18 protein-coding genes and 1 pseudogene are annotated in these 21,957 nt (G+C 60.5%); 4 read left to right on the top strand and 15 right to left on the bottom strand.

Annotated elements, in window-relative coordinates:
• On the bottom strand, nt 1-3,137 hold a 3,137-nt coding region (locus FFS45_RS20585; RefSeq protein ID WP_283204764.1), incomplete at its 3' end, for a calcium-binding protein.
• Nucleotides 3,138-3,192: 55 nt separating this feature from the next.
• Nucleotides 3,193-4,044 (bottom strand): hypothetical protein, encoded by an 852-nt coding sequence (locus FFS45_RS20580; RefSeq protein WP_137956468.1) that lies wholly within the window; start codon nt 4,042-4,044, stop codon nt 3,193-3,195.
• A 679-nt stretch (nt 4,045-4,723) separates the two neighbouring features.
• On the opposite strand from FFS45_RS20580, the pseudogene FFS45_RS20575 reads away from it, so the two are divergent.
• Nucleotides 4,724-5,176 (top strand): annotated as a pseudogene (locus FFS45_RS20575) (methyl-accepting chemotaxis protein); the annotation flags it as partial.
• Between the two features lie 28 nt (nt 5,177-5,204).
• Here FFS45_RS20575 and FFS45_RS20570 read toward each other — a convergent pair.
• A complete protein-coding gene (locus FFS45_RS20570) occupies nt 5,205-5,858 on the bottom strand; it encodes a glutathione S-transferase family protein (RefSeq protein ID WP_137956467.1) in 654 nt (217 codons plus the stop codon).
• A gap of 226 nt (nt 5,859-6,084) precedes the next feature.
• Here FFS45_RS20570 and phaZ point away from each other — a divergent pair, with 226 nt between their 5' ends.
• Nucleotides 6,085-7,482: a polyhydroxyalkanoate depolymerase gene (gene phaZ, locus FFS45_RS20565; protein WP_137956466.1), complete on the top strand. Its 1,398-nt coding sequence runs from the start codon at nt 6,085-6,087 to the stop codon at nt 7,480-7,482.
• Nucleotides 7,483-7,503: 21 nt separating this feature from the next.
• Here phaZ and FFS45_RS20560 read toward each other — a convergent pair whose 3' ends face one another.
• From FFS45_RS20560 to FFS45_RS20520, 10 genes are all read right to left on the bottom strand, one after another.
• Nucleotides 7,504-7,938: a cupin domain-containing protein gene (locus tag FFS45_RS20560; protein WP_137956465.1), complete on the bottom strand. Its 435-nt coding sequence runs from the start codon at nt 7,936-7,938 to the stop codon at nt 7,504-7,506.
• Between the two features lie 144 nt (nt 7,939-8,082).
• The gene (locus tag FFS45_RS20555) at nt 8,083-8,697 is read right to left on the bottom strand and encodes a flavin reductase family protein (RefSeq protein ID WP_137956464.1); all 615 of its coding nucleotides are present in this window, start codon (nt 8,695-8,697) and stop codon (nt 8,083-8,085) included.
• Between the two features lie 153 nt (nt 8,698-8,850).
• A complete protein-coding gene (locus FFS45_RS20550) occupies nt 8,851-9,765 on the bottom strand; it encodes a 3-hydroxyacyl-CoA dehydrogenase family protein (RefSeq protein WP_137956463.1) in 915 nt (304 codons plus the stop codon).
• Between the two features lie 213 nt (nt 9,766-9,978).
• Nucleotides 9,979-10,290 carry a type II toxin-antitoxin system MqsA family antitoxin gene (locus tag FFS45_RS20545; RefSeq protein ID WP_137956462.1) on the bottom strand — a complete coding sequence of 104 codons (312 nt, stop codon included), beginning with the start codon at nt 10,288-10,290 and terminating at the stop codon, nt 9,979-9,981.
• A complete protein-coding gene (locus FFS45_RS20540; RefSeq protein WP_137956461.1) occupies nt 10,287-10,631 on the bottom strand; it encodes a toxin in 345 nt (114 codons plus the stop codon). The genes FFS45_RS20545 and FFS45_RS20540 overlap by 4 nt, the downstream gene beginning before the upstream one ends.
• A 179-nt stretch (nt 10,632-10,810) precedes the next feature.
• Complete coding sequence (locus FFS45_RS20535) at nt 10,811-11,125, bottom strand: hypothetical protein (RefSeq protein WP_137956460.1); 315 nt, start codon at nt 11,123-11,125, stop codon at nt 10,811-10,813.
• 458 nt (nt 11,126-11,583) lie between these two features.
• Nucleotides 11,584-11,742, bottom strand: a complete 159-nt coding sequence (locus FFS45_RS41785) for a hypothetical protein (RefSeq protein ID WP_171029696.1) — start codon at nt 11,740-11,742, stop codon at nt 11,584-11,586.
• A 211-nt stretch (nt 11,743-11,953) separates the two neighbouring features.
• Nucleotides 11,954-12,265, bottom strand: coding sequence for a hypothetical protein (locus FFS45_RS20530; RefSeq protein ID WP_249362861.1), 312 nt, complete (start codon nt 12,263-12,265; stop codon nt 11,954-11,956).
• A gap of 261 nt (nt 12,266-12,526) precedes the next feature.
• On the bottom strand, nt 12,527-14,209 hold the full coding sequence (locus FFS45_RS20525; protein WP_137956459.1) for a hypothetical protein: 1,683 nt from the start codon (nt 14,207-14,209) through the stop codon (nt 12,527-12,529).
• A 120-nt stretch (nt 14,210-14,329) separates the two neighbouring features.
• The gene (locus FFS45_RS20520; protein ID WP_137956458.1) at nt 14,330-15,016 is read right to left on the bottom strand and encodes an MgtC/SapB family protein; all 687 of its coding nucleotides are present in this window, start codon (nt 15,014-15,016) and stop codon (nt 14,330-14,332) included.
• A 177-nt stretch (nt 15,017-15,193) separates the two neighbouring features.
• On the opposite strand from FFS45_RS20520, the gene FFS45_RS20515 reads away from it, so the two are divergent.
• Complete coding sequence (locus tag FFS45_RS20515) at nt 15,194-16,291, top strand: AGE family epimerase/isomerase (protein ID WP_137956457.1); 1,098 nt, start codon at nt 15,194-15,196, stop codon at nt 16,289-16,291.
• 99 nt (nt 16,292-16,390) lie between these two features.
• Here the strand turns inward: FFS45_RS20515 and FFS45_RS20510 are convergent, their stop codons facing one another.
• Nucleotides 16,391-18,013, bottom strand: a complete 1,623-nt coding sequence (locus tag FFS45_RS20510) for a methyl-accepting chemotaxis protein (RefSeq protein ID WP_137956456.1) — start codon at nt 18,011-18,013, stop codon at nt 16,391-16,393.
• 362 nt (nt 18,014-18,375) lie between these two features.
• Here FFS45_RS20510 and FFS45_RS20505 point away from each other — a divergent pair, with 362 nt between their 5' ends.
• Complete coding sequence (locus tag FFS45_RS20505) at nt 18,376-19,101, top strand: response regulator transcription factor (protein WP_137956455.1); 726 nt, start codon at nt 18,376-18,378, stop codon at nt 19,099-19,101.
• Here FFS45_RS20505 and FFS45_RS20500 read toward each other — a convergent pair.
• Nucleotides 19,089-21,935: a winged helix-turn-helix domain-containing protein gene (locus FFS45_RS20500; protein WP_137956454.1), complete on the bottom strand. Its 2,847-nt coding sequence runs from the start codon at nt 21,933-21,935 to the stop codon at nt 19,089-19,091. The two genes, FFS45_RS20505 and FFS45_RS20500, sit on opposite strands and share 13 nt — an antisense overlap.
• Nucleotides 21,936-21,957 lie beyond the last annotated feature (22 nt).

Below are 21,957 nucleotides of genomic sequence, written 5' to 3'. Positions count from 1 at the left end.
CCTCCACCATATGCAACGTCGTTACCACCCTTGCCATCGATAATATCTGCTCCCGATGTTCCCCAGAGCGTTTCGTTGCCAGGCGTCCCGGTCATCTCCATCTGCAACAGCTGTTGTCGAGTCCAACTAGACCCGTCATCGAACTGAACCGTCTGCACGCCCCACGCATTGCTGCTCAATGCTGCATCCAGCGTGATCTGGTCGCCGATGGTTCCATCAGTGAGTATAAGATTGTTGCCCGTTGACCTCACGGTGACCGATGAAGCGCTGATTCCACCCAGCTTCAGGACGTTGTGCGGATTACTGCTCGAATCGCTCTCGCTGATTTCCAGCTTGCCGTAGCCCGCATTGAAAATGAAGGTATCACCTCCACCTCCACCATATGCAACGTCGTTACCACCCTTGCCATCGATAATATCTGCTCCCGATGTTCCCCAGAGCGTTTCGTTGCCAGGCGTCCCGGTCATCTCCATCTGCAACAGCTGTTGTCGAGTCCAACTAGACCCGTCATCGAACTGAACCGTCTGCACGCCCCACGCATTGCTGCTCAATGCTGCATCCAGCGTGATCTGGTCGCCGATGGTTCCATCAGTGAGTATAAGATTGTTGCCCGTTGACCTCACGGTGACCGATGAAGCGCTGATTCCACCCAGCTTCAGGACGTTGTGCGGATTGCTGCTCGAATCGCTCTCGCTGATTTCCAGCTTGCCGTAGCCCGCATTGAAAATGAAAGTGTCACCGCCACCCACGCCGGATGCGTAGTCGTTGCCGCCTTTGCCATCGAAGACGTCTCCTCCTAACACCCCGTAGAGTTTGTCGTCGCCGGTAGTACCAAGCGTACATGCCCTTAGCAGTTGCTGCCACGACCAGCTTGTACCATCAGCAAAGTTTATGAGTTGAACGCCGTTGAGTCCCGACTTTAACCCTTCGCGATCGAGCGTGATCTGGTCCCCCGCGATACCGTCCGTGATGACGACATTGGTGCCGCTTACCTTCGCGAAAATTGATGTTCCGCTTATGCCTCTACCAAATTGCAGAGTGTTGGTCGGCGCGACCGCGTTTACATCGGCCTCATCAATCTCCAAGGCGCCATCCCCAGCGGAGTACATGAAAATGTCATTGCTGGACAGCTGGGCTGCCGCGTTGTTGCCGCCACCTCCACCTATCAAAAGGCCGATTCCTGAGCCAGCATATAACACGTCGTTGATCGCGCTACCTGTCTCTTCAATGCGCCCAGATGCGTCAACACCGACTTGCAGTCCATACGCGATCGCGTTTGCGATCGAGGCTACGGTGCGATTAGTGGCTGCCTCCACAAATTGCTCGAACAGAGACTCTGAGAAACCCATATCTAGCCGCGCGGCATCGGCCACACGCAGGAGGAGTTCCCATGAACTCAAGTTCGTTTTGGTGATGTCGCCAAGTCTCTCGAATGCAGCCGAAATAGCGGGGGCAAGTGAAGACGACGCCTGGATGGTGTCTGTAGCGGCGTCGAACTTGAATTCGGGGACCAAGCTTGCCAGATTCGGGCTCTGGAGCACCAGTCGCGCGAGTGTCGCGTCGAAAAGATTGTTCCACCCGGAGTGAATGTCCGCCGCTGCTCTGAATTGCGGATCTTTTCCGTCACTTGCGCTGTTGAAAGACACTCCCAGATAGCTTTCGACGAACTCGAGCTGCCGTGCATCTATGGCGCCTCCGCGCGAATTGGGTCCCACATTCGATACTCCAGCCCATTCATACATGATTGCTGTTACAGAAGACTCCAAGCTCGCAACCGTAGTGCTTGTCGGCAATATGTGAAATTGCTTCACCAAATCAAGCAAAGTCGTGTCAAGTGTCATGGCAGAGCGCAGATCGCGCAAAGTACCATATCCGGTCAATTGGGGCAGAATTGAAGCGTCTGGAGACACATCGACTTGCACGATCGACCTGGTATCCATGCTGCTGTTGGTAAACCAAGCGTCTGCAATTTCTCGAGTTGTTCCATCTGCCAATGTATAACTACTTATAGAGCTGATTCTGTTACCAGCAATGGTTTGATCAACCTGAGTTGCGTTCAAATTAATGGATACGATACCCAGCTGTGACAGTGTGTAGAGCTCGCCCGGTTCGGTGATACCATCTCCATTCGCATCTACCCAAACTCGAAGACTGTTGAATACCGGATCGGAAGCGTTGATCACATTGTCATGGTTCGCATCCAGTACACGTAATAAGTCGAATCCATCGGTTGTCGCATTTCCGAACAATTGAGTAATGTTAGTAATGTTTCGATCATCCGGATCGAAACAAAGTATTCCCATGCCTGATCCGACCCATCCAGTTTGGCGGGCAAAACCGTCATTTGTTAGATCAAAGTACGGAGAGTTGTAAGTAAGCGGCGTCAGATTGATACCAGTTCCGGTAAGATCAAGTACCAGAGGGCTAATCTGATAGTTTCCATTGTTGTACTTGCCCATGGCGCTGCTCCCCGCGCCTGTGGGGGGGATTTGGTCCTGAGAGCCATCCGGGTTATTTGGATGATCACCGCCCTGTCCACTGTTGTTTTGTTGCATTAGAGAACCCAGCTGCTGCGCAGCGCTTTTTATAGCATCTATAACCGAAGCCGATGCGGCAGTGGCTAGTCCAAGTAATCCTCCCAACGCGCCAAGTCCGAGAGCAATGCCACTAAGTCCCTCTAATGCACCAGCTCCGATTTCACCGCCAAGTCCTCCAGCGGCCGCAACGTCGGCGATAGAGGAAATCATCCCGCCCACTGTATTGATAACGCTTGCGACAGCTCCAGCAAGCGTCAAACCTGAGCTAGCGATTTCTCCCTCGTTCCCGGAAGCCACAGCGTTATCGTAGTTGCTGAGAGCACCTTGCATCTTTCCCATCTGATCGTTCAAGTTGCCGATCGTAGTGGCGGAAGCCGTCGCGCCGATCGCAGTGCTCAGTTTTCCCAGATACCCGTTGTCAGTTATAGCTGCCCCCGCGCCAAGAATTCCCGATGCGATCCCGGCGGCACCTTGCCCGACTTCCTTAGGAGAGTTATCAGTAATTCCACCGATGGATGACTCGACGCCGTTAACAATGCCCATCCCGACATTCCACAGCGGCCCGAACAACTCTGGCATCGGCAATTCAGCAGCATTCATTTAAATTCCCTTTTACATTAGATTTATAGAATTTTATTTCTTTATATCATGTGTGTTACTGCGCTTTTGCCGTAAGCAGCAACCTTGCAAGTTGACCACGATACGGCTCCGGCAAATTTGACACTTCCGAAAAAAGCGTGTTAACTACAGAACAGAGCTGTGCATCCTCATCAGTGTTGAGCGCGAGCACTTCATTTTTAAACAATGTTGATTCATCGGCAGGAAGTCTTTCAGATATCATTTGTATTGCCCGCCTTATTTTCACCTGCGAAGCAAATTTTTCCGGCAAACCGTTAATTTCGGCATCAATTGCCATTTCATTTATCGAAAACCATGTACGAGCATCCTTGCTATCCAGAGAGCCTATAACTGGATAAGCAATACGCGTAAAATCGTCGAATGACATGTTGCCTCTGAGGAACTCTGCGCAGGCACGTCCATTCATGGAAATCAGTATCTGCCCAAAGATTTTTGAGTAGCCTTCGAGTGAACTATCGGGAAGCCGCGATATACCATTTTTTTCGAGATTACCAGCCAAAGCAAGAATGTCATTCGCATGCGTCTTTCTGGCGATTTCCATCAACCTTGTATTGTCACGCATCCAACGATTGAACAAAATGAACTCACCACGTGCCGCTGAATTAACCGGGAATGGATTTATTTTATCCAATGCAGATTGAGCGATCACTTCAGGCTCTGATTTTTGCGCGTGCTTACTTTCAAAATTGAGATAGACAACACCTGCAAGTATTCCAAGAATGGGCGCCAAAGCAAAAAGGAGAGCACTTCGGTTTTTTATACCGGTCTTCGCCATATCGAAAATTAACAGTTCTATACAACTGACTGTAAGTCTAGAGCGTGCGTCTATATAGTTCAACAGCAATACGGAATGTTGGGAAAGTTCCATATGCACTTTCGGAGCAATCGTTTTTCGGGATAAAACAAATCCCCGTTAACTTGCATGATCCGTCTGCGGCGAATCGGGGCATGAGGCTCATTCAAAAATGCGAAACTAAGATTGTCGAATTGATGCAGAAGAAGTTATCCGACAACTGGTCATAGGATGAATACTCCGCTGAATCCCAAAGGCAATTCAGAGTGTGTTGGGCACTTTGGACAATCGGTCTAGCGCGAATGAGCATGACCATAGCGAGGACAACAAAATGCAAGTCAACCAAGGTCTTGGGCAGACGTTTGCCTCAGGGTGACCTTCTTCGGGGCGCAGTCCCGTGCTGGTCAACTGAATCAGATAAGCCAGCCGAAGCTGCGCTCGACCACATGGGAGGACAATAGTGCAAAGCCCTTCTTCGCCTCAGGCAACCTCGTGACCTGCAACTCCGAGCGCTGTTCGCGCGCAGTCTGCACAGACGTGTCGCCCGTATAGCCCTGGCCAGCAAACGCAAGTTTCGCCGCCTGGCTGGTGACTGTGAATCCGCATGCTGAACCTAACGCGAAAGCTCGGCCACATGAGCGCGCGCCCGCTCACCGGCTGGCGTGATGTGTAACGTGAGCAGCAGACTCCGTGTGTCGAGACCCATATGAACCTTGCTGCTCCGCTTGCGCTTACGCGGACCAAAGTAGAACTTCAGACCAACATCCTCGCACTAAACGCCGCCGTCGAAGCCGCGCGCGCAGGCGAACACGGCCGGGGCTTCGCGGTGGTGGCTTCCGAGGTGCGCGCCCTCGCGCAACGCAGTGCGGCGGCCGTGAAGGAGATCGAAACGCTGATCGGCGAATCGACGGCGCGTGTCGAAAGCGGCTTCAAGATCGCCGAGGAGGCGAGCGCGACGATGCACAGCATTGTCGAACGGGTTGGCCAGGTACGCGCCATCATGGGCGAAATCAGCGTGGCATCGCGCGAACAGTCCGGCGGCATCGAACAGGTCAACATTGCGGTCACGCAGATCGGCGAGGCAACGCAGCAGAACGCCACGATCGTTGGAAACGCCGAACACGCCGCCGCGGAGCTACGCGATCAGGCCGCGCGGCTCGCGCAGGTGGTCAGCGTATTCAAGCTGGACACCACGCGGCGAGACTGACGCCCGCGCCAGCGCGAGGCCGGCGCGCTCAGAATTCGACGTCCAGTTCATCGATCTCGTCGACCTCCTGCTGCGCGTCCGCCATCCATTGCTGCATTTCCGGCAATGCGAGAATGCGCTGCCCGTATTCGACGATATCCGGGTCGAGCTTGACGTCGTAGGTGACAAAGCGCGTCACCACGGGCGCATACATCGCATCGGCGACGCTGCGTTCGCCGAACAGATAGGGTCCGCCATACTGCTCGAGACACTCGCGCCAGATCGTCACAATCCGGTCGATGTCGGATTGCGCACGCGCCCACACCTTAAAGCCTGGAAAATGCGCCTTCAGGTTCATCGGCAACGCCGAGCGCAGCGAGCTAAAACCCGAATGCATCTCGCCGCTAATGGCCCGGCAATGCGCCCGGGCGCGCCGGTCATCCGGCAATAGCCTGGCGTCGGGCTGCACCTCGTTGAGATATTCCGCAATCGCCAGCGTGTCCCAGACCTTGATGCCGTCGTGGAACAGACACGGCACCAGAATCGAGGGCGACAACAACAGCAATTCCGCGCGTGCACCCGGATCGTCCACCGGCATCACGATCTCTTCGAAAGGCAAGCCGCTGAACTTCGTCAGCAGCCAGCCTCGCAGTGACCATGACGAATAGTTCTTGCTGCTGATGGTCAGCGTGGTATTCGCCATACGAATCTCCTCCTGAAACGGACGCACGTTCGTGCCGCACGGCGTAACGTAACAGCCACATGCACGCGCTGGTGCGTGAGCGCACCAAATCACGGCAAAACCGGCACTCCGAGTGGTTCAGCGCAAATGCTATGCCAGCGTGGGCGCGGATTGAACGCTCTGTACAGCGTTGGCACATGTATTGCCTCTATTCGGGCTCCTTCTTTTGGGCACTCGTGCGAAGGCTATGAACCTGTTCGCATATCCCGCATACCAGGCGATTGCCGACCTGATGCTACCGGCCCGGCACGGCGCCGCACTCATCAATCATTCGCTCAACGCATGGCCTGCGTTCAGCGAAACGCCACACGGACGTTCGCTGCGCGCATCCTGCGAACTGATTGCGCTGGCAGGACTGACGCATCAACGGCCGCCGTTCGGACTCGATTCCGTTGAGGTGGACGGTAAGCCGGTCAGGATCGTCGAGGAAGTGGCCGCGCACACGCCGTTCTGCTCACTGCTGCATTTTCGCAAGGATAAAGCGATCTCGCCCGCCCAGCCGCGCGTGCTGGTGATCGCGCCGATGTCCGGCCACTTCGCAACGCTGCTGCGCGGCACCGTCAAGACAATGCTCGCCGAGCATGACGTGTACATCACGGATTGGCACAACCCGCGCGACATACCGCTGTCGCAGGGACGTTTCGGCTTTAGCGAGTTCGTCCAGCACATCATCGACTTCACCGAAGCCATCGGCCCCGGCACCCATTTACTGGCGGTCTGCCAGCCGACCGTCGCCGCCCTCGCGGCGGTCTCGCTCATGGCCGCCGACGACCACCCGGCACAACCTGCGAGCATGACGCTCATGGCGGGGCCGCTCGACACACGCATCAACCCGACCAAGGTCAACGCGCTCGCCAAGAGCAAGCCAATCGAGTGGTTCGAGCGCAATCTGATCAGCGCCGTACCGGTTGGTTTTGCAGGCGCGCATCGCCGCGTCTATCCGGGCTTCGTGCAACTGAGTGCGTTCATGGCGATGAACCTCGGCCGCCATCTCGACTCGTTCGAAACCATGCACAACGAACGCGCCAAAGGCGATCCGGCCAAGGCGGAGACGATCCGGGTCTTCTACGAGGAGTATTTCGCCACCATGGATCTGACGGCGGACTTCTATCTGGAAACGGTCGAAACCGTGTTCCAGCAGCACGCGCTACCGCTGCACGAACTGGAAGTGGGAGGACGCCTGATCGAACCGTCGAAGATTCGCCGCACGGCCCTGCTGACCGTCGAGGGCGAGAAAGACGACATCTGCGCGGTGGGGCAGACGTTGGCCGCGCAAGACATGTGCGACAAGCTACGGCCTTATCTCAAAACCCATCACGTGCAGACGGGTGTCGGGCACTACGGCGTGTTCAACGGCCACCGTTGGGAGCGGCACATCTATCCGCGCGTGCGGGCTGTTATTTACGACAATGAACCACGTGCAGTATTGGTCGGCTCACGTGCGCGAGCTATCCGTCCGGTGCCTGTAGCGGCCGCGCCGATTGCGGCGCCGGCCGCATCTGCCGTGACGGCAAATGCGACGGTCAACGCCTCATCTGACAGTAAGGGCGAAGCGCTCACGCCGCCGCACAGTAACGCCGCTTAAGACGAAGCGGCCGAGGCGTCTTCAAGCCGGTACGCTTTTCCACGGCGTAACGGCCGGAACGTCGCACGGGCCTTCCACATCAATCGATTTGAAATCCGCCGGGGAAACTATTTCGATGTACTCCATATCTTCAGAGTAATCGAACAGATAGTGAACGATGCCAGGCGCCTGATGCACGCAATCGCCGGCGGCAACCAGCGTCTCCTTCTCGCCGTACATGAAACGCGCCCAGCCCTTCAGCATGATCACGATGTGGAAGTCGGCCTCATGGCGGTGCCAGCCCGTGCCTTGCTCTGGTGCATGGTTCGCCTTCACGAGCTGCGCGAGCACCTTGCCGCCCGTCGCCTGCGCGATGCCGAGATCGCGGTAAAGGAAGAAGTCGCGTAGCCCCTGGTCCTGATACGAAGTGTCTTGCGGACGGACGTGCGAGAACTGCGTGGCGAATTCGGTAGACATGATCGCGCTCCATAAGGATGAACGAGGCAAGGAAAACGGCACGGTGAGCGCCGTTTTCAAGCATCAAGCGTTCCACCTTTCATGGACGATTGTCAAATCGGCTCAGACCGGTTCATACGTTCAGCTTGGAGACGACGCGACGGCTCACGCCGTTGGACGGATCATCTCGAACATCTCGCCGATCTGCGCGTAGTCGCCACGATAGCCCGCACGCATGATGGGCTGCGCCGCGTGCGTGTCGAACAAGCCGTCCTTGAGATAGGCGTTCTGGATGTGAACGCCCACCACCTGGCCGAGCGCCAAATAGTTATCCGTGAGCGTGCCGTCGAGGTTCTTCAGGCGCACGATCTGCAGCAGCTTGCATTCGAGCGCGGCGGGCGATTCATCGACATGCGGCACCGACACACTGCGGCCCGGTGTCGGCGTGAGACCAGCGAGTTCGAATTCGTCGACTTCCGGCCCGACCGGCGCGGAGCTGCGATTCATCTGCTCGGCGAGCGGCTTCGTCGCGAGATTCCAGACAAATTCGCCGGTTTCCTCGATGTTGCTGATGCTGTCCTTATGGCCTTCACTGCAGAAGCCGATGATGGACGGGAAGGTCGCAAAGGCACCGAAGAAACTGTACGGCGCGAGGTTGAGATGGCCTGCGGCGCTGCGGGTCGAGATCCAGCCGATCAGACGCGGCGCGACGATCGCCTTGAACGGGTCGTGTTTGAGACCGTGGCCCTGGGCGGGGTCGTAGAAGTAGGTATCGTTCATGGTAGCGGGCCTTGGAACCTGAGAGAGTGGTCGGGGCAATCTGTTTGTGCCGGGCGGGTTGTGTGCCTGAAACGGCGCGGCGTCGCATCGCCCTGGCCCGGTGAACCAGGGCGCGCCGAGGATTCATGCAACGGGCAGTCAGGGGCCTGAGTGCTAGCCGCGGCTGATCAAGCGTTTGCGCCCTTCCTTTACCTGCGCCAGGTGCGCTTCATCCCATTCATGAAAGCCGGCGCCGCTGCGCACACCGACGCGTCCTGCTTCCACGTGTTCGCGCAACAGATCGAGCACACCTTCATCTTTTGCCAGTTCAGGCATCAAGTGCGTGGAGATATCGAGGAAGGTATCAAGCCCGCCCAGGTCCGCGCCTTCGAGCGGTCCGACAATGCCCCAGCGGCGTCCGAGAGAAGCCTTCATCACGCGGTCGACCACCTCCGGTGTCGCCGCACCTGAGCGCACGATGTTGAGCGCTTCGCGAAGCACCGCGAACTGCAGGCGGTTACCGACAAACCCCGGGATGGCTTTGGCCAGCACCACCGGCTCCATTCCAATGGCGCTCATCAAGGCCACCGTCTGCTCGGTGACATGCGGATCGGTAGCCGTGCCGGGCACCACTTCGACGAGCGGAATCATGTGCGGCGGATTCCAGAAATGGGCGATCAGGAAGCGCTCTTTCGCACGCAACGAGGCAGCGAGTAAATCGGGCGGAAAACCGCTGGTGTTGCTGGCGAGAATGGCATCGTCGGCAAGCAGTTGCGAGAGCGAGGCGTATAGGCGGTGCTTTAGCTCGAGCACCTCGGGAATCGCTTCGATAACAAATTGCGCGGCCGCCATCGTTTCGAGCGCAGCGTGCGTTTCGATGCGTTCGAGGGCGGCGCGCTTGGCTGCGGCGTCGATCCGGCCGGCGTCGATCAGTTCGTCGAGCACCGCCTCCGCCTTCGGCGCCACGCTGGCCAGACGCGCCGCATCGACGTCGTGGACGATGGTCCGATGCCCATGCAGTGCACTCTGCGTGGCAATGCCGACGCCCATCAAACCCGTGCCTACTACCCCTACTACGGCCTTGTCCAAGCTGTTCTCCCGCTCGATCGTCGATCAAAGCGGTTAAGGATAGCGCAGAGCGAGGATTTGCGACGGGCCGGCCGGCAGCGGGGCGTCTCTGCCATGCAGACGAATGTGCCCCGATATAGTGTGTGGCTTCAGGAGAAGGTGCGGAGGGAGAAGCGCAACTCCCGGCAGGTGGAGATAAAAACGACCCGCAAGCGGTTTAATCGCCGAGGTCTATCACAGCGCTTCGAGCATTCTCAGTGTCTCGGGATGCTTTTCGACCAGCTTGATGAGAACGGCCGCCTGTGCATTTGGCTTTGCCTTCCCTTGCTCCCAATTCTGATAAGTGCGTTGATTGACGCGCAATCGCCGAGCCATCACCGCCTGAGATGCATGCAGCGCCTCCCGAACGGTCCTGATTTCGTCGGGTGAGACTTCGAGTGCGTCAGGAACTTCAACGTCTACCGTGCGTAACGTGAGCTTGCCTTCGCGCTCGGCAGCGAGTTCAGCCATACCTTCTTTTAGTTCGGCAAACAGGTTTCGTTTCATCGTGCACTCCTTTGCGCAATTTCGACTTCGAGCATGCGTGCTAGCTCTTTACGCTCGTCGCTCGTTAGATCGCTCATCTCGTCTTTATCGTAGAGCGTGAACATCCAGAACTGGGGACCACCGACCCAGTAGTAGTAGATCACCCGGAGCCCGCTGCGCTTGCCCTTGTTTCGCCGCTTGTCCGCAAAACGAAGCTTGCGCAGACCGCCAGTTCCTTTGATCAGATCCCCGCCATCAGGCTTGGCAAGCATCTGTTCCTGGAGAAACCGGTATTCGTCATCTGACAGGTAGTGGCTACGATACTTTCGGAGCGGCGCCAACTCGACAAAGATTGCTCTCATCTCAAAATATACGCTATTTGCGCATAGTTTAGCAATTTCATCTTCCGCGCGGTAGTTAGGACACACGCCAATCAAGGGCTCAGAAACAGGGCGTCGGCAACGCCTCACGCAACAAGGCCGGTCTCCCTTTAGGAAAGACCGGCCTTGCCCTACCTCACGACAGCGCCGCTACCGCCGCATTAATAATCATGCGGAGGCGGGGGCGGCGGACGATGGTCGCCCGGGTGATGCGGGTCCCAATCGTGCGGATGGTGATGCATCCACTCGTCGTGTTCCCAATAGCGGTGGCCGTCCCAGTAACGGTCGCCGTGCCAGCCAATGTTGATCTGCACGTCAACCGGCATCATGTGCGGCTGTTCGTAGGTGACGACCGGACCGGGCGCCGAAATAACGATGCGGTCCGCCTGGGCAAATGCGCTGCCCGCGGTAAGCAGCGCACCGCCTGCCAACAAGGTGGCGAGAATCGTGCGCGATGTCTTCTTCAGTGTTTTCATGGTGACCTCCCATTCAAGGTTGTGGGCCGGACCGGACTGGCTGATCGCCAGGACGTCTGGTGCCGTCCGCCTGAAAACCACTGTAACGGGGCGAATCGCTTAAAGACGTGAGCGCTTGTAAGAGGACGTTTCAAATACGGGGCGCGATGAGCAGCCCTGCATGTAAGGGAAAAAGCCGATTTCTCGGTGACTTGGCGAAACTCCGCGCAACGGAGTCGATGCGCAATACCTGTCAGCCACCGTTACATTCATTTCGGCGTGGAAATATCCGGAAAACAGATCGAGCCGGCTGCGCTTTCGTATGACCATTGTCCCGAACCGCATACCAAAACGACTAAAGAGCCGGGCCGTAAACGAACAAAAGCCACGGCAGGACCGTGGCTTGAATACAGCAATCGCACGCCCAAGACCATGAGGGCGTGCAGCCGGCGCGGTTCTGCGCGCCGAGGCCAGTCGACTTAGTCGCTCAGCTTGATGCCGAACAGCGTAGCTTGCGCGCGGCGCTGACGTTCAGCTTCGCGGCTGCGCGCTTCGTACGAGTAATCCGAATCCATCGGCAGATGGGGCGACGCAAAGAGGTCGCTGACCTTTTGGAACAGTGCAAAGATAACGCTCATGGCGACTCCCGGTTGATTGAATGCTAGGGTTTTCCCTTAAGAAGCAGTATAGGGTTTTCCCTAGGAAAAAGCTAGTGCAATGCAACATTTTTTGAATGTGGTCTGTTGTCGCACCGCTTTGGCGGGATGTTGCGTTGCGTCATTACAACAAGAAAGCCAAGCCGGGAGGGCACTCCGTCCATCGCGGATGCGGCCCTATCACTCACACGGATCACTGCAATGTACTGGTATGCGGCTTCCTCGCCCGCGCGGGTTTGGCGTCCGCGACGCGCCGACGCGGGTTGGCGACGGCCGCGTCGACCGTGCCGTGCACCGGGTTCTCGGTGCGCACCAGCGTCGCACTCGCCACCGATACGAGTAACGCCGGCAGCGTCTTGCCGGGACCAGCCGGTGAATTCGCAGCCGTGCCGGTTGCCAGAAACTCGACGTTCAGTGCCCAGTGCCCCTCATGGATACCTTGGGCGCGCAGCAGCGCGTGAATCAGTTCGTCGATCGAAAACTTGTGCTCGCTAGTCGCCATCATTGCCCTCGTCAGAAAGCTGGCCGGGAGTCCGGCCCATCGCTTGTGCTTTGGCAAGGAAAGTTTAAATGCCGCGATTCGCCTGAGGACGCACGAGCGGCGTCGCTTCGCCTTACGGCAACTATCACGGAGGACGGTCGAACACCGGCGCGGTGCGCCTGATTGGCACGGCGCCGCGCGTCGAGAGTCCGAAAGACAGGGAGGGAATGGCTGGCTGAGCCGACGGCCGGCGCTGCAAATGCGCGGCCGGCGGGCTCAGCGTGATCAGTGGCCAGGCGCCACTTTAGGCTTATGAGCGTGCGTGTGCGCTTTGCGCTTGCTCGCCGGCGCTGCGGCAGCAGCCTGGTGAGGCGTCTCGGCCGGCGCCGAGGCAGCAGCCGGCGTAGCTGCAGCCGCATTGGCCATCGCAAGATGGGCGTCGAGCAGGCTTGTCATCGCGGCCTGCTGGTTTTGCATCATCTGTTCGATGCGGTGTTGCTGCGCGGTGGTTTCGCGCGTCAGGCGCATCAACAGCACGGTCTGGGTAATGCCGATCGCCACCGTCATCAGCAACGCGCCGACCACGATCGACAACATCCATTTCATCCGGCGCGAGTGATCGGTCGCCGCACGGCGCTGGTCGGAGATCACGCCGTACAGTGCGTCGACGGTATCGGCGAATGCTGTCGCGCGGGCCCGGTCCAGCTCGGGCACTGTGGGGGCGGTTTCATGCAGCGGCGCGGCAAACGGCGCGTTCGCGCGCGGGGCCGCCGTGGCACGTGCGGAGCCGGTCGCTGCGGGCGTCTCGATTGCGGCCTTTGCCATGTTCGCTGCGGTTGCTGCGGTTGCTGTAGTTGCCCCCGGTGCCACCTTCGATGCAGTTGCCCCGGTTGCCGTGTTTGCCTCCGTCATCGACTTCGCTGCAGTTGCTCCGGTTGCCGCAGCGCCGGTGGCTACAGCCTGGGCCGTTGCAGCGTTCGCACCTTTGGCCGCCAACGCCGGCGTGGCTCCCGCCACGGCCTTCGTCGCCGCCGCCGCTGTTGCCGCTCTAGCCGCGCCAAGCATTGCCGGTGCAACCGCGATCCCAGAAGCGCTCGTGGCTGCAGCTATGGCAGCGGCAGCCTCCGCGGCCCGATCCTGACCCGCCATTGCCGGCGTCTCGACCACACCTGCCGCGTCGCCAAGCTGCGGCTTGGCCTGTCCCGCAGCCTCAGGCGCCGTCACCGCATGTTCCGAAGCCTCGCCACTCGCCAAAGCCACCTCGCGCGAGGCCGTCGCCGCCTTGGCGAAGGTCGCCGCAAACCGCTGCGGCGGCTCGCCGCCCGGTTTGCCGCCAGCAGCCGGATCGACAGATGCGTCAGCCTCCTGACGGCGCGCGGTCACGCTGCGCACGAGACTCGCCGCCGCCATCGACGGCGAAACCAGCGTCGGCGCACCGACCTGCGAAACTTGCGGCTCCCCTGCCGGCAACGCGCCGCCGCCAACCTCGCCGGGCGCCGAACCGCTCAGGCCCGCAGCATTGGAAGGCTCGTCAACCGGCTTGCTCGCGTTGTGCGTGGGCTCGATCCGTTCAAACCCGGCCAGCGGCACCGACGCGTAGGCCGCTTCAGCCTTCTCGCGCGGCGCACGGCGCGCCGCCCTCGCCTCCGATGAACCACTCGCGACACCGTCCAGGTCCGCCGGCACGCCAACAGCAGCCCGTACCACGTCGGGCAATTCAAAGCCGTGCAGCGTCCCTTGCCGGATATCGATATTCATCGCCTCCAGCGTCGCGCGGGTGGGATCGTCGGGAAACATGTCGAGCGTGCTGTCGTCGCGCGACGCATCGCTCAGTTGGGCGAGGCGCTGCGCCGAGCGGGCGGCGCGTGCCAGTTTGTTTTCGGTCTCGGTGGAGACGGTGCTGGCGCGCCGCCTGGTCGAGCGGGCGCGGGTGTTGCGGGACTGCGAGGATGCTGCGGAATCTGCCATAGAGAAAGAAGCGGTCGTCGCCGGCCACCGGGCGCCGTATGCCGCTACAAAATGCCATCTGTATTTTTCGAGACCGCATTGTCTCACGGCCAGGCCCGCCCGCTAAGGCCAATCGCCGTTTTACACGGACGGATCGTCCTCTCGCAATTCCTTGACGCAAGGTAATTCACGCAAGCGGTCGCGAATCGCCGTGTATTCGTTCGTGGAGACGCGGTGCAGGGTGAGCATCACGACGTCGTATTCGGGGGAATCGTCGCTTTGCTGCATCACGAACTGCTTGACGCGCGGGCTCGCCGCGCCAAGCGCCTCATGCAGCGAATGGAAAGTCAGCGCGCCACGCTCGACCAGCATTGTCACCTGACGGCGCTGCTTGACCGTGATGAAGCGTCGCTCGAGCGGTTTGATCCCGGCCAGGATAATCAGGATGATGATGGTTGCGGCAATCGACGCCGTGTACATGCCACCGCCCACTGCCAGCCCGATCGCCGCCACCGACCAGAGGCTCGCCGCGGTCGTCAGCCCGCGCACGATCTCGCCGCGCATGAGGATCGAGCCCGCCCCCAGAAAGCCGATGCCGGAAACCACCTGGGCAGCCATCCGCGAGGGGTCCAGCACGACATTTTTGGCGCCCAGCACGTCGGCAAAGCCGAACGCCGAGACGATCATGATGAGCGCCGAGCCGACGCACACCAGCATATGCGTGCGCAGCCCGGCGGCCCATGAAAGCCGTTCGCGCTCGATGCCGATGACACTGCCGAGCGCCGCAGCCAATACCAGACGCGCAACGAGTTCAAAATTCCCCAGCATGGTTGTTCCTCCTTGTTCAGACTCAAATGGAAGCGCTTTTGAGGGCGCAGCGGCGTGCTATCGCCGGCGGTTTGCTTTATGCTTGGTCGCGCGCCGCCGTCGCCGGACCAGGCGTGTGCCACTTTTACGACCGCAGTTACAACCGCAATTGCAACCTCAGCCAAGCAGATTCACAGCATGAACACACCCGCCTCCGCGCTCACCCTTGCCGCCACGCTCCGCGAGCATTTCGCACGCGTCGTTCTGCCGATCTGGCGCGGACCGGGCTTCAACGCGGCCTTGAAGTTGCCCTACGAAGCAGTCAGCGCCGACGACCACCGCCCCCTGCCGGCCGAGCGTTACCGGGCCATGGCCTGCGCGCGGCAGTTGTTCGTGTTCTCCCAGGCCGGTGAGACAGCGCACGCCGAAGTGCTGTTCAATGCCCTCGTGCACTATTTTCAGGACAAGCAGCGCGGCGGATGGTTCTATAGCGTCGACGCACAAGGTGCACCGCTGGACACCACCAAGGATCTCTACACGCATGCGTTTCTGGTATTCGCGTGCGCCGAGTATGGTGCGCGCTCGGGCAATCGCGACGCGCTGAACCTCGTTCACAGCACCTCGGCGCTGATCGAAGACCGCTTTGCAGCGCAACATGGCCTGCTGAACGCGGCGCTCGATGCGGGTTTCTCGAGCGTCACCGGTACGCCGATCCAGAACCCATTGATGCACCTCACCGAAGCCTGGCTTGCGGCACGCGCCGCAACCGGCGACAGCGCCTTCGATACCGCGCTGCGCAAGCTGGCCGAAGCCATCGAGCGCACCTTCGTACACGCGCCCACGGGCTGCATTGCGGAGTTGCCGCTCGGAGCGGACGACAATCGCCTGGAGCCAGGCCATCAGTTCGAATGGTTCTGGCTGGTCAAGCAGGCAGGGGCGTTACTGGACGGATCGGGGCTCGACGACGCGCTGTCGCGTGCGTTCGACTTCGCGCAGCAGCATGGTGTCGATCCGGTGACGGGTGGAGTCTGCGCTTCGCTTGACGAAGCCGGCGCCATCAAAGACGCCACGCAGAGAATCTGGGCACAGAGCGAATATCTGCGCGCGCTCGCCACACGCGACGACGCTGCCGCTCGCGCTGTATTGCCCGGGCAGATCGAGCGCTTCCAGCAACGCTTCCTCCACGCGAAGGGGTGGTACGAATGCAAGACGGCGGCGGGCGATGTGTCGCGCGCCGACATGCCGTCGACGACGCCGTACCATCTCGCCACGGCCTACGCCGCGCTGCCGGCCTGAGCGAGACACGCCACAAACGGCAAGGCCCGCGAAACCGTTCGGTTGGCGGGCCTTGCTATATCCTGGCAAGCAGAAGCGTCCGGGCCTGCCTCGGCGCGCCTAAGCCGACGACCCCGCCCCGAACGAAAACTCCTGGTCGTGAGCCTGCACCGCGCCGAACTGCTGCGTGCGCAGCACGACATCGGAAATCTCGAACACCGACACCGCCTGCTTCAACTGCTGCGTCTGCTGATGCAATGAGGACGCAGCCGCGGCCGCTTCTTCGACGAGCGCCGCATTCTGCTGGGTCATCTCGTCCATCTGCACCACCGCCTGATTGACCTGCTCGATGCCGGTACTCTGTTCAAGCGACGACGCGCTGATCTCCGCCATCATCTGCGTGACGCGCGAGATGGACGCCGAGACGTTGCGCATGGCGTCGCCTGCGTGCTCGACGAGCGTCGAGCCGCCCTTGATCTCCGTAACCGATTCGCTGATCAGCGTCTTGATCTCCTTGGCCGACTGCGCGCTACGCTGGGCCAGCCCGCGCACTTCGCCCGCCACCACCGCGAAACCGCGCCCCTGCTCGCCGGCCCGCGCCGCTTCAACCGCGGCGTTCAGCGCAAGGATGTTGGTCTGAAACGCGATGCCGTCGATCACCGAGATGATCTCCGCGATCTTGTCCGAGCTTTGCGCGATCCCGTGCATCTTGTCGACCACCTGGTTGACCACCTCGGTGCCGCGTGAGGTGGCGTCCAGGGCGGTCTGCGCCAGCGCGTTGGCTTCGCGCGCGTGATCCGCGTTCTGCCGCACGGTGGCGGTCAGCTCTTCCATGCTCGAAGCGGTTTCTTCCAGCGAGGCCGCCTGGTTCTCAGTGCGCGCCGAGAGGTCCGCGTTGCCGGTGGCAATCTCGTCGGCGCCGAGGTGGATCGAATCGGCCGATTCGCGCACCGTCTTCACGGTACGCGCCACGCTTGCCTGCATCCGCGCCAGCCCGGAAAACAGATGGCCGATTTCGTTGGTGCCGCGCGAGGCGATCGGCTGATCCAGCCGGCCTTGTGCGATCCGGTCGAAATGGCGGCCTGCCTCTTCAAGCGGCGCCACCACGCCCCGCTTGAGCGCCACGTACACGCCCACCGTGCCCGCCAGCAGCAACAGCAGAATCACCACGCCGACACTGCGGAACAACGCGAGGCGGCTGTCGATCGAATCGAGCGAAGCCCGGCTCGCGGCATCGCCGAACTGCACGAAATTGCGCAACTCGGTCAGATAAGCATCCTGGAACGATTGGGTCGGCTGGTCGAGGAAGGCCTGGATGTTGCCGGCGTCGAGGTCCTGCGCCAGTTCGCCCAAGGCCGAATGCAGCTTCTGATAGCGCTCGCCCAGCGCCGCAGCACGCGCGCTGTTTTCGTCGCTGATCTTGGTGGCGCTGGTGAAGGCGCTGAACGTCTGATCCGCTGCCGCCAACTGGTCGCGCGCATGCTGAACGATATCGGTCGGCTCGGCGCCGCCCTTGACCATCCGCGTGCCGGCGCGCGACAGGTTGATGCGCGCGTCCATCAGCGCCTGGGTGGTGCGGTTCACCGCGTCGACCTGTTTCAACGCGACATTCGACAGATCGCCGACGTCATCGTGGGTCCGCGTCAGTGACCAGAAGCCCAACCCTTCCGTCACCAGTTGCAGCAAGCAGAAAGCGGCCAGAACACATAACAGGCCGGATGCGACCTTGATCTTGCTAAACATCGTGAACACCTGAATTGCAATGAATGACGGAGAGCTACGACGATGTTTACGGCCCGGCAAACGTTCTCTTGAGCAAAAGGCGGCGAAAAGGCCTCTTACGTGCTCTTTCGTCGTGTAACTTGCCCATTGGCACGACTTTACGCAACAATCCGCGCATCATTTTTTCGATTGACGATGTGTTCACGTACAAGGGACGTAACCCGGCAGCATGGCCGACGAATCCGCAACATAAGATCAGCGCTAACAACACCTACCCCCGAGCCTCACAAAGGCCAACAACGCTTAACTCGACTCCCCCGTGCTCCCCGGCAAAGATGTAGGTACCGCAAAGTCGCTTGCCAAAGCCAAGGAAGGAGACTGAAATGAGCCAGCACGAATCCCGGCAGCGCATTACGGTTCTCCTGTGCATTGCGGAACCGTTGCTGCAAGTTGGCGTTCGCGTGGCCCTGGAGGCCGAGACGGACGTGGAGATCGCCGACCCTGAGCGCTTGTCTCTCGATCAACGTATCGATGTCATCGTCGCGGACGCAACAACTGCGACCCGCCTCGCGCACGACGCTCGGCAACTCGATCTTCATCCCGGCCTGCAACACGCGCGCATCCTGGCGATCTCCACCCAGGCCCGTGAGCACGCGGTTCGATGCGCGCTGGAGCAGGGCGTTCATGGCTTCGTGCTGACCCGTTCCCCGGTGGCCGATCTGCTGGCCGGCGTGCGCGCGCTTGCCCGCGGCGGCAACTACCTGTGCCCGCAAGTGGCACGGCAGATGACCCAGACGGCCCAGCGCGACATGCTGACGAGCCGCGAAGACGAGGTGCTTCGACTGCTGACCCTGGGTCTATGCAATAAATCCATCGCGCGCGACCTGGAGATTGCCGTCGGGACCGTGAAAACGCACGTCAAATCCATCATGTCCAAGCTGGACGCCAACTGCCGCACCGAGGCCGCGCGCATCGCCACGGAGCGCGGGCTCATCGATATGCCGGAGCCCTCATCGAAACCGGCCGAAACGTCCTCCAGCCACAAGCACTGGCTGCCGTCCATATCGGGCCACGGCCTGTCACTGCCCTGCGTGCATCAGGGAACCTGATTCAGGAGGCTGCGCGCAAGCGCGATATCCACGCTCCTCTCCACGCCTGCCTCCTCCACGAGCGGACGCAGCAGGCCGTGGGCATCTGCATCGCGGCCGCTATCGATCCACTGTTTCGCCAGCGCAACCGCTGCGCGCACCTGCTCTGCCTTCGCCCCCTGCGACCGGGAAAGCTCGATGGCCGCCAGGTAGCTTTGCGCCGACTCGTCGAGGCGTCCCGCAGCCGCCAGACAGTACCCGCGAGCACACAATAGCTCCGGCATACGGAGAAGATCGCCGCCGGCCCGGATCAACGCCTCCACCTCGTCGCACATCGCGAGCGCAGCAGCGTGCCGCGACAGGTCGGCAAGTCCCTTGGCCAGCATGGATAACGCGACGCTGCTCACCATTTCGTATCGGCACTGGTGCAGCACTTCCATGGCGCTTTGAATGAGCTGAACCCCTTGCGCCGGATGACCTCTCGCAATCAGCAACTGACCACGCGTGATGTTCGCGACGGACAGATACGGCGTCAGCGAATGTTGCGTCGCAACGCGCTCCAGGGCATCGGCAATCTGCTGCAGGCGTTCGACATCTCTCGCCCACACATACACGGAACCGGCCCAGATCAGCGCAATGCAATGCGTCACTGCATGGCCGGATTCACGCGCACTTGCTATGGTCTCGTCGGCCACTGCGACCGCTCTCGAATAGTGCCCAGTCAGCCACAGACTACGCGCCAGGCCGCACAACGCGCGGATGTGAAAGTCGAAGCCAAGCCTTGATGCGGTGCCGAACGACGCCCCGGAGCTATGCGCGAAGCACTGCTCCCAATGGCGCATCGCCTCCTTCACGTTGCCGACGAGATGGAGCGCCACCCCCATGAGGGAATCGACGATGGCCCGTGACTCCGGATCGTTCAGCTCGGACAAAAGTGCTTGAGTCTTGCGGGCGGTTTCGAGCGCTTCGGTGTACCGGCCGTCCCGGTGCAGCAGCACCGTGTAGCCATTGAGCAGATGCAGCGTGCTACGGAAGTCGCCCAACTGCTCGGCCACCTCAATGCTTCGGCAATACGCCGTTTCGGCCTCGCCTCCGCCTCGGGAGAACATCAGCGACTGACCGAGTGCGCCCTGTAGCCGCATTTCGAATGACGAGCCGGCAAACGCAGGCGGTAGCTGCGCAAGCGCCGCCTGGGCCCAGCGCGAACACTCGGCCATATTGGACAATTGCAGCAGCAACGGACACAGCGACGCCGGGAACCTCACCGCGTCGGCCGCGCGCTCGCCATTCTGGAAATGCCAGTCCAGTGCTGAGCGCAGGTTCGGCATTTCCAGCGCCACGATGTCGAGCGCCTCCTGGTCTACATTTCCGGCAGCGTACTGTTGCACCCAGTCTCTGAAATAGCCCGCAAAACGCTGCAAGATCGCGGCGTCTTCGCCAAGACTGCCCAGCTTTTTCCAGCAGTACGAGCGGGTCGTATCCAGTATGCCGTATCGCAGCGTGGCTTCCCCCGCGTCCACCGTGACCAGCGACTTCGATACGAGGCAGGCGATCAGCTCGATAGCGAGAGACGGTTCGTAGTCGAAACAGCAAACCTCGATAGCCGCATCGAGAGAGAATCGTCCCGCGAACACGGAGAGCCGGCTCAGGAGCCGCTTCTCGTCATCCGAAAGCAGATTGAAGCTCCAGTCGAGTGTGGCGCGCAGGGTCTGATGACGCGGCACGACCGTGCGTCTGCCGTGCCACATCAACCGCACGCTCGCGTCGAAGTGAGAGGTGATGGCCTTGAGACCCAAGGCCTCGATTCGGCCCGCCGCCAGCTCGATAGCGAGCGCGATACCGTCCAGTTCGCGGCAAAGCTGCGAGGCCAGCGGCGCATCGCTGTCCTTGAGTTCGAAGCCCGAGCCACACGCGGCGGCGCGCTCCACGAACAGCTTCACTGCCGGGTAAGCGAGCGCGGCCGCGGCCGTCGTGCCTTCGCCTTCGGGTGGAAAAGCCAATGGCTGCAAGCGATAGACGAACTCGCCTTCGGCGCGTAGCGGTTCGCGGGTGGTAGCGAGCAGATGGACTTTCGGGCAGCTACGCACCAGCATCTCGGCAAGCTCGGCGGCAGCCGCGACCACATGCTCGCAGCAGTCCAGAACGACGAGCGCATTTCGATCGGCCAGATGGGCGGCGAGCGCCGACAGATCGTCCAGACGGTTCTGGAGCCCCACGGCGATTGCGATGGACGAACGCACGAGCCCCGGCTCCAGAATCGCCGAGAGGTCGACGAAATGCACGTCACCGTCGAACTGCCTCGCGGCCGAATGCGTGGCGCCTATGGCGACCGTAGTTTTACCGATGCCGCCGGGACCGACGATCGAGACCAGCCGCCGCTGCATCAGGCTCGCGACGACCGTTTCAATTGCTTCGTCTCGCCCAACGATCGCGGTCGTCAGCGCTGGCAGGGTCCGGCCGCTGACCAGCGGGAGCGGACGAGCGTGCGTATCACGTGTATCAGGTGCATCCGGTTCATGCCGCTCGACGATGGCGACGAACGTGTAGCCCTTGTTGGCCGTATTGACGATATAGCGGCTGCCACCTTCCCCTTCCCCAAGCGCCTTGCGAATGGCGACCATGTGAAAGCGCAGGCTTCCCTCTTCGACGACGATGTTGGGCCAGACGCGCGCAATCAGGTCCTTCTTGCTGACTATTTCTCCGGCGGATTCGACGAGTGCGATCAACAGGTCAAGAGCCCGCCCACCCAGCCGGACCGGCAAGCCATCCCGCTCCAGCAGGCGCTCCGCGGGTGACAAGGTGAATGGGCCAAAGGAAGCTCGCCACGCGGAACCCTGTTTTATTTTCTGGTGCATTTCAGCAAATCCTCTATCCCCG

The sequence above is a fragment of the Burkholderia sp. 4M9327F10 genome, assembly GCF_005503145.1.
Lineage (GTDB): Bacteria > Pseudomonadota > Gammaproteobacteria > Burkholderiales > Burkholderiaceae > Paraburkholderia.
Note: the sequence above shows the minus strand (reverse complement) of the source record. Positions and strands in the feature narration are given on the sequence as shown.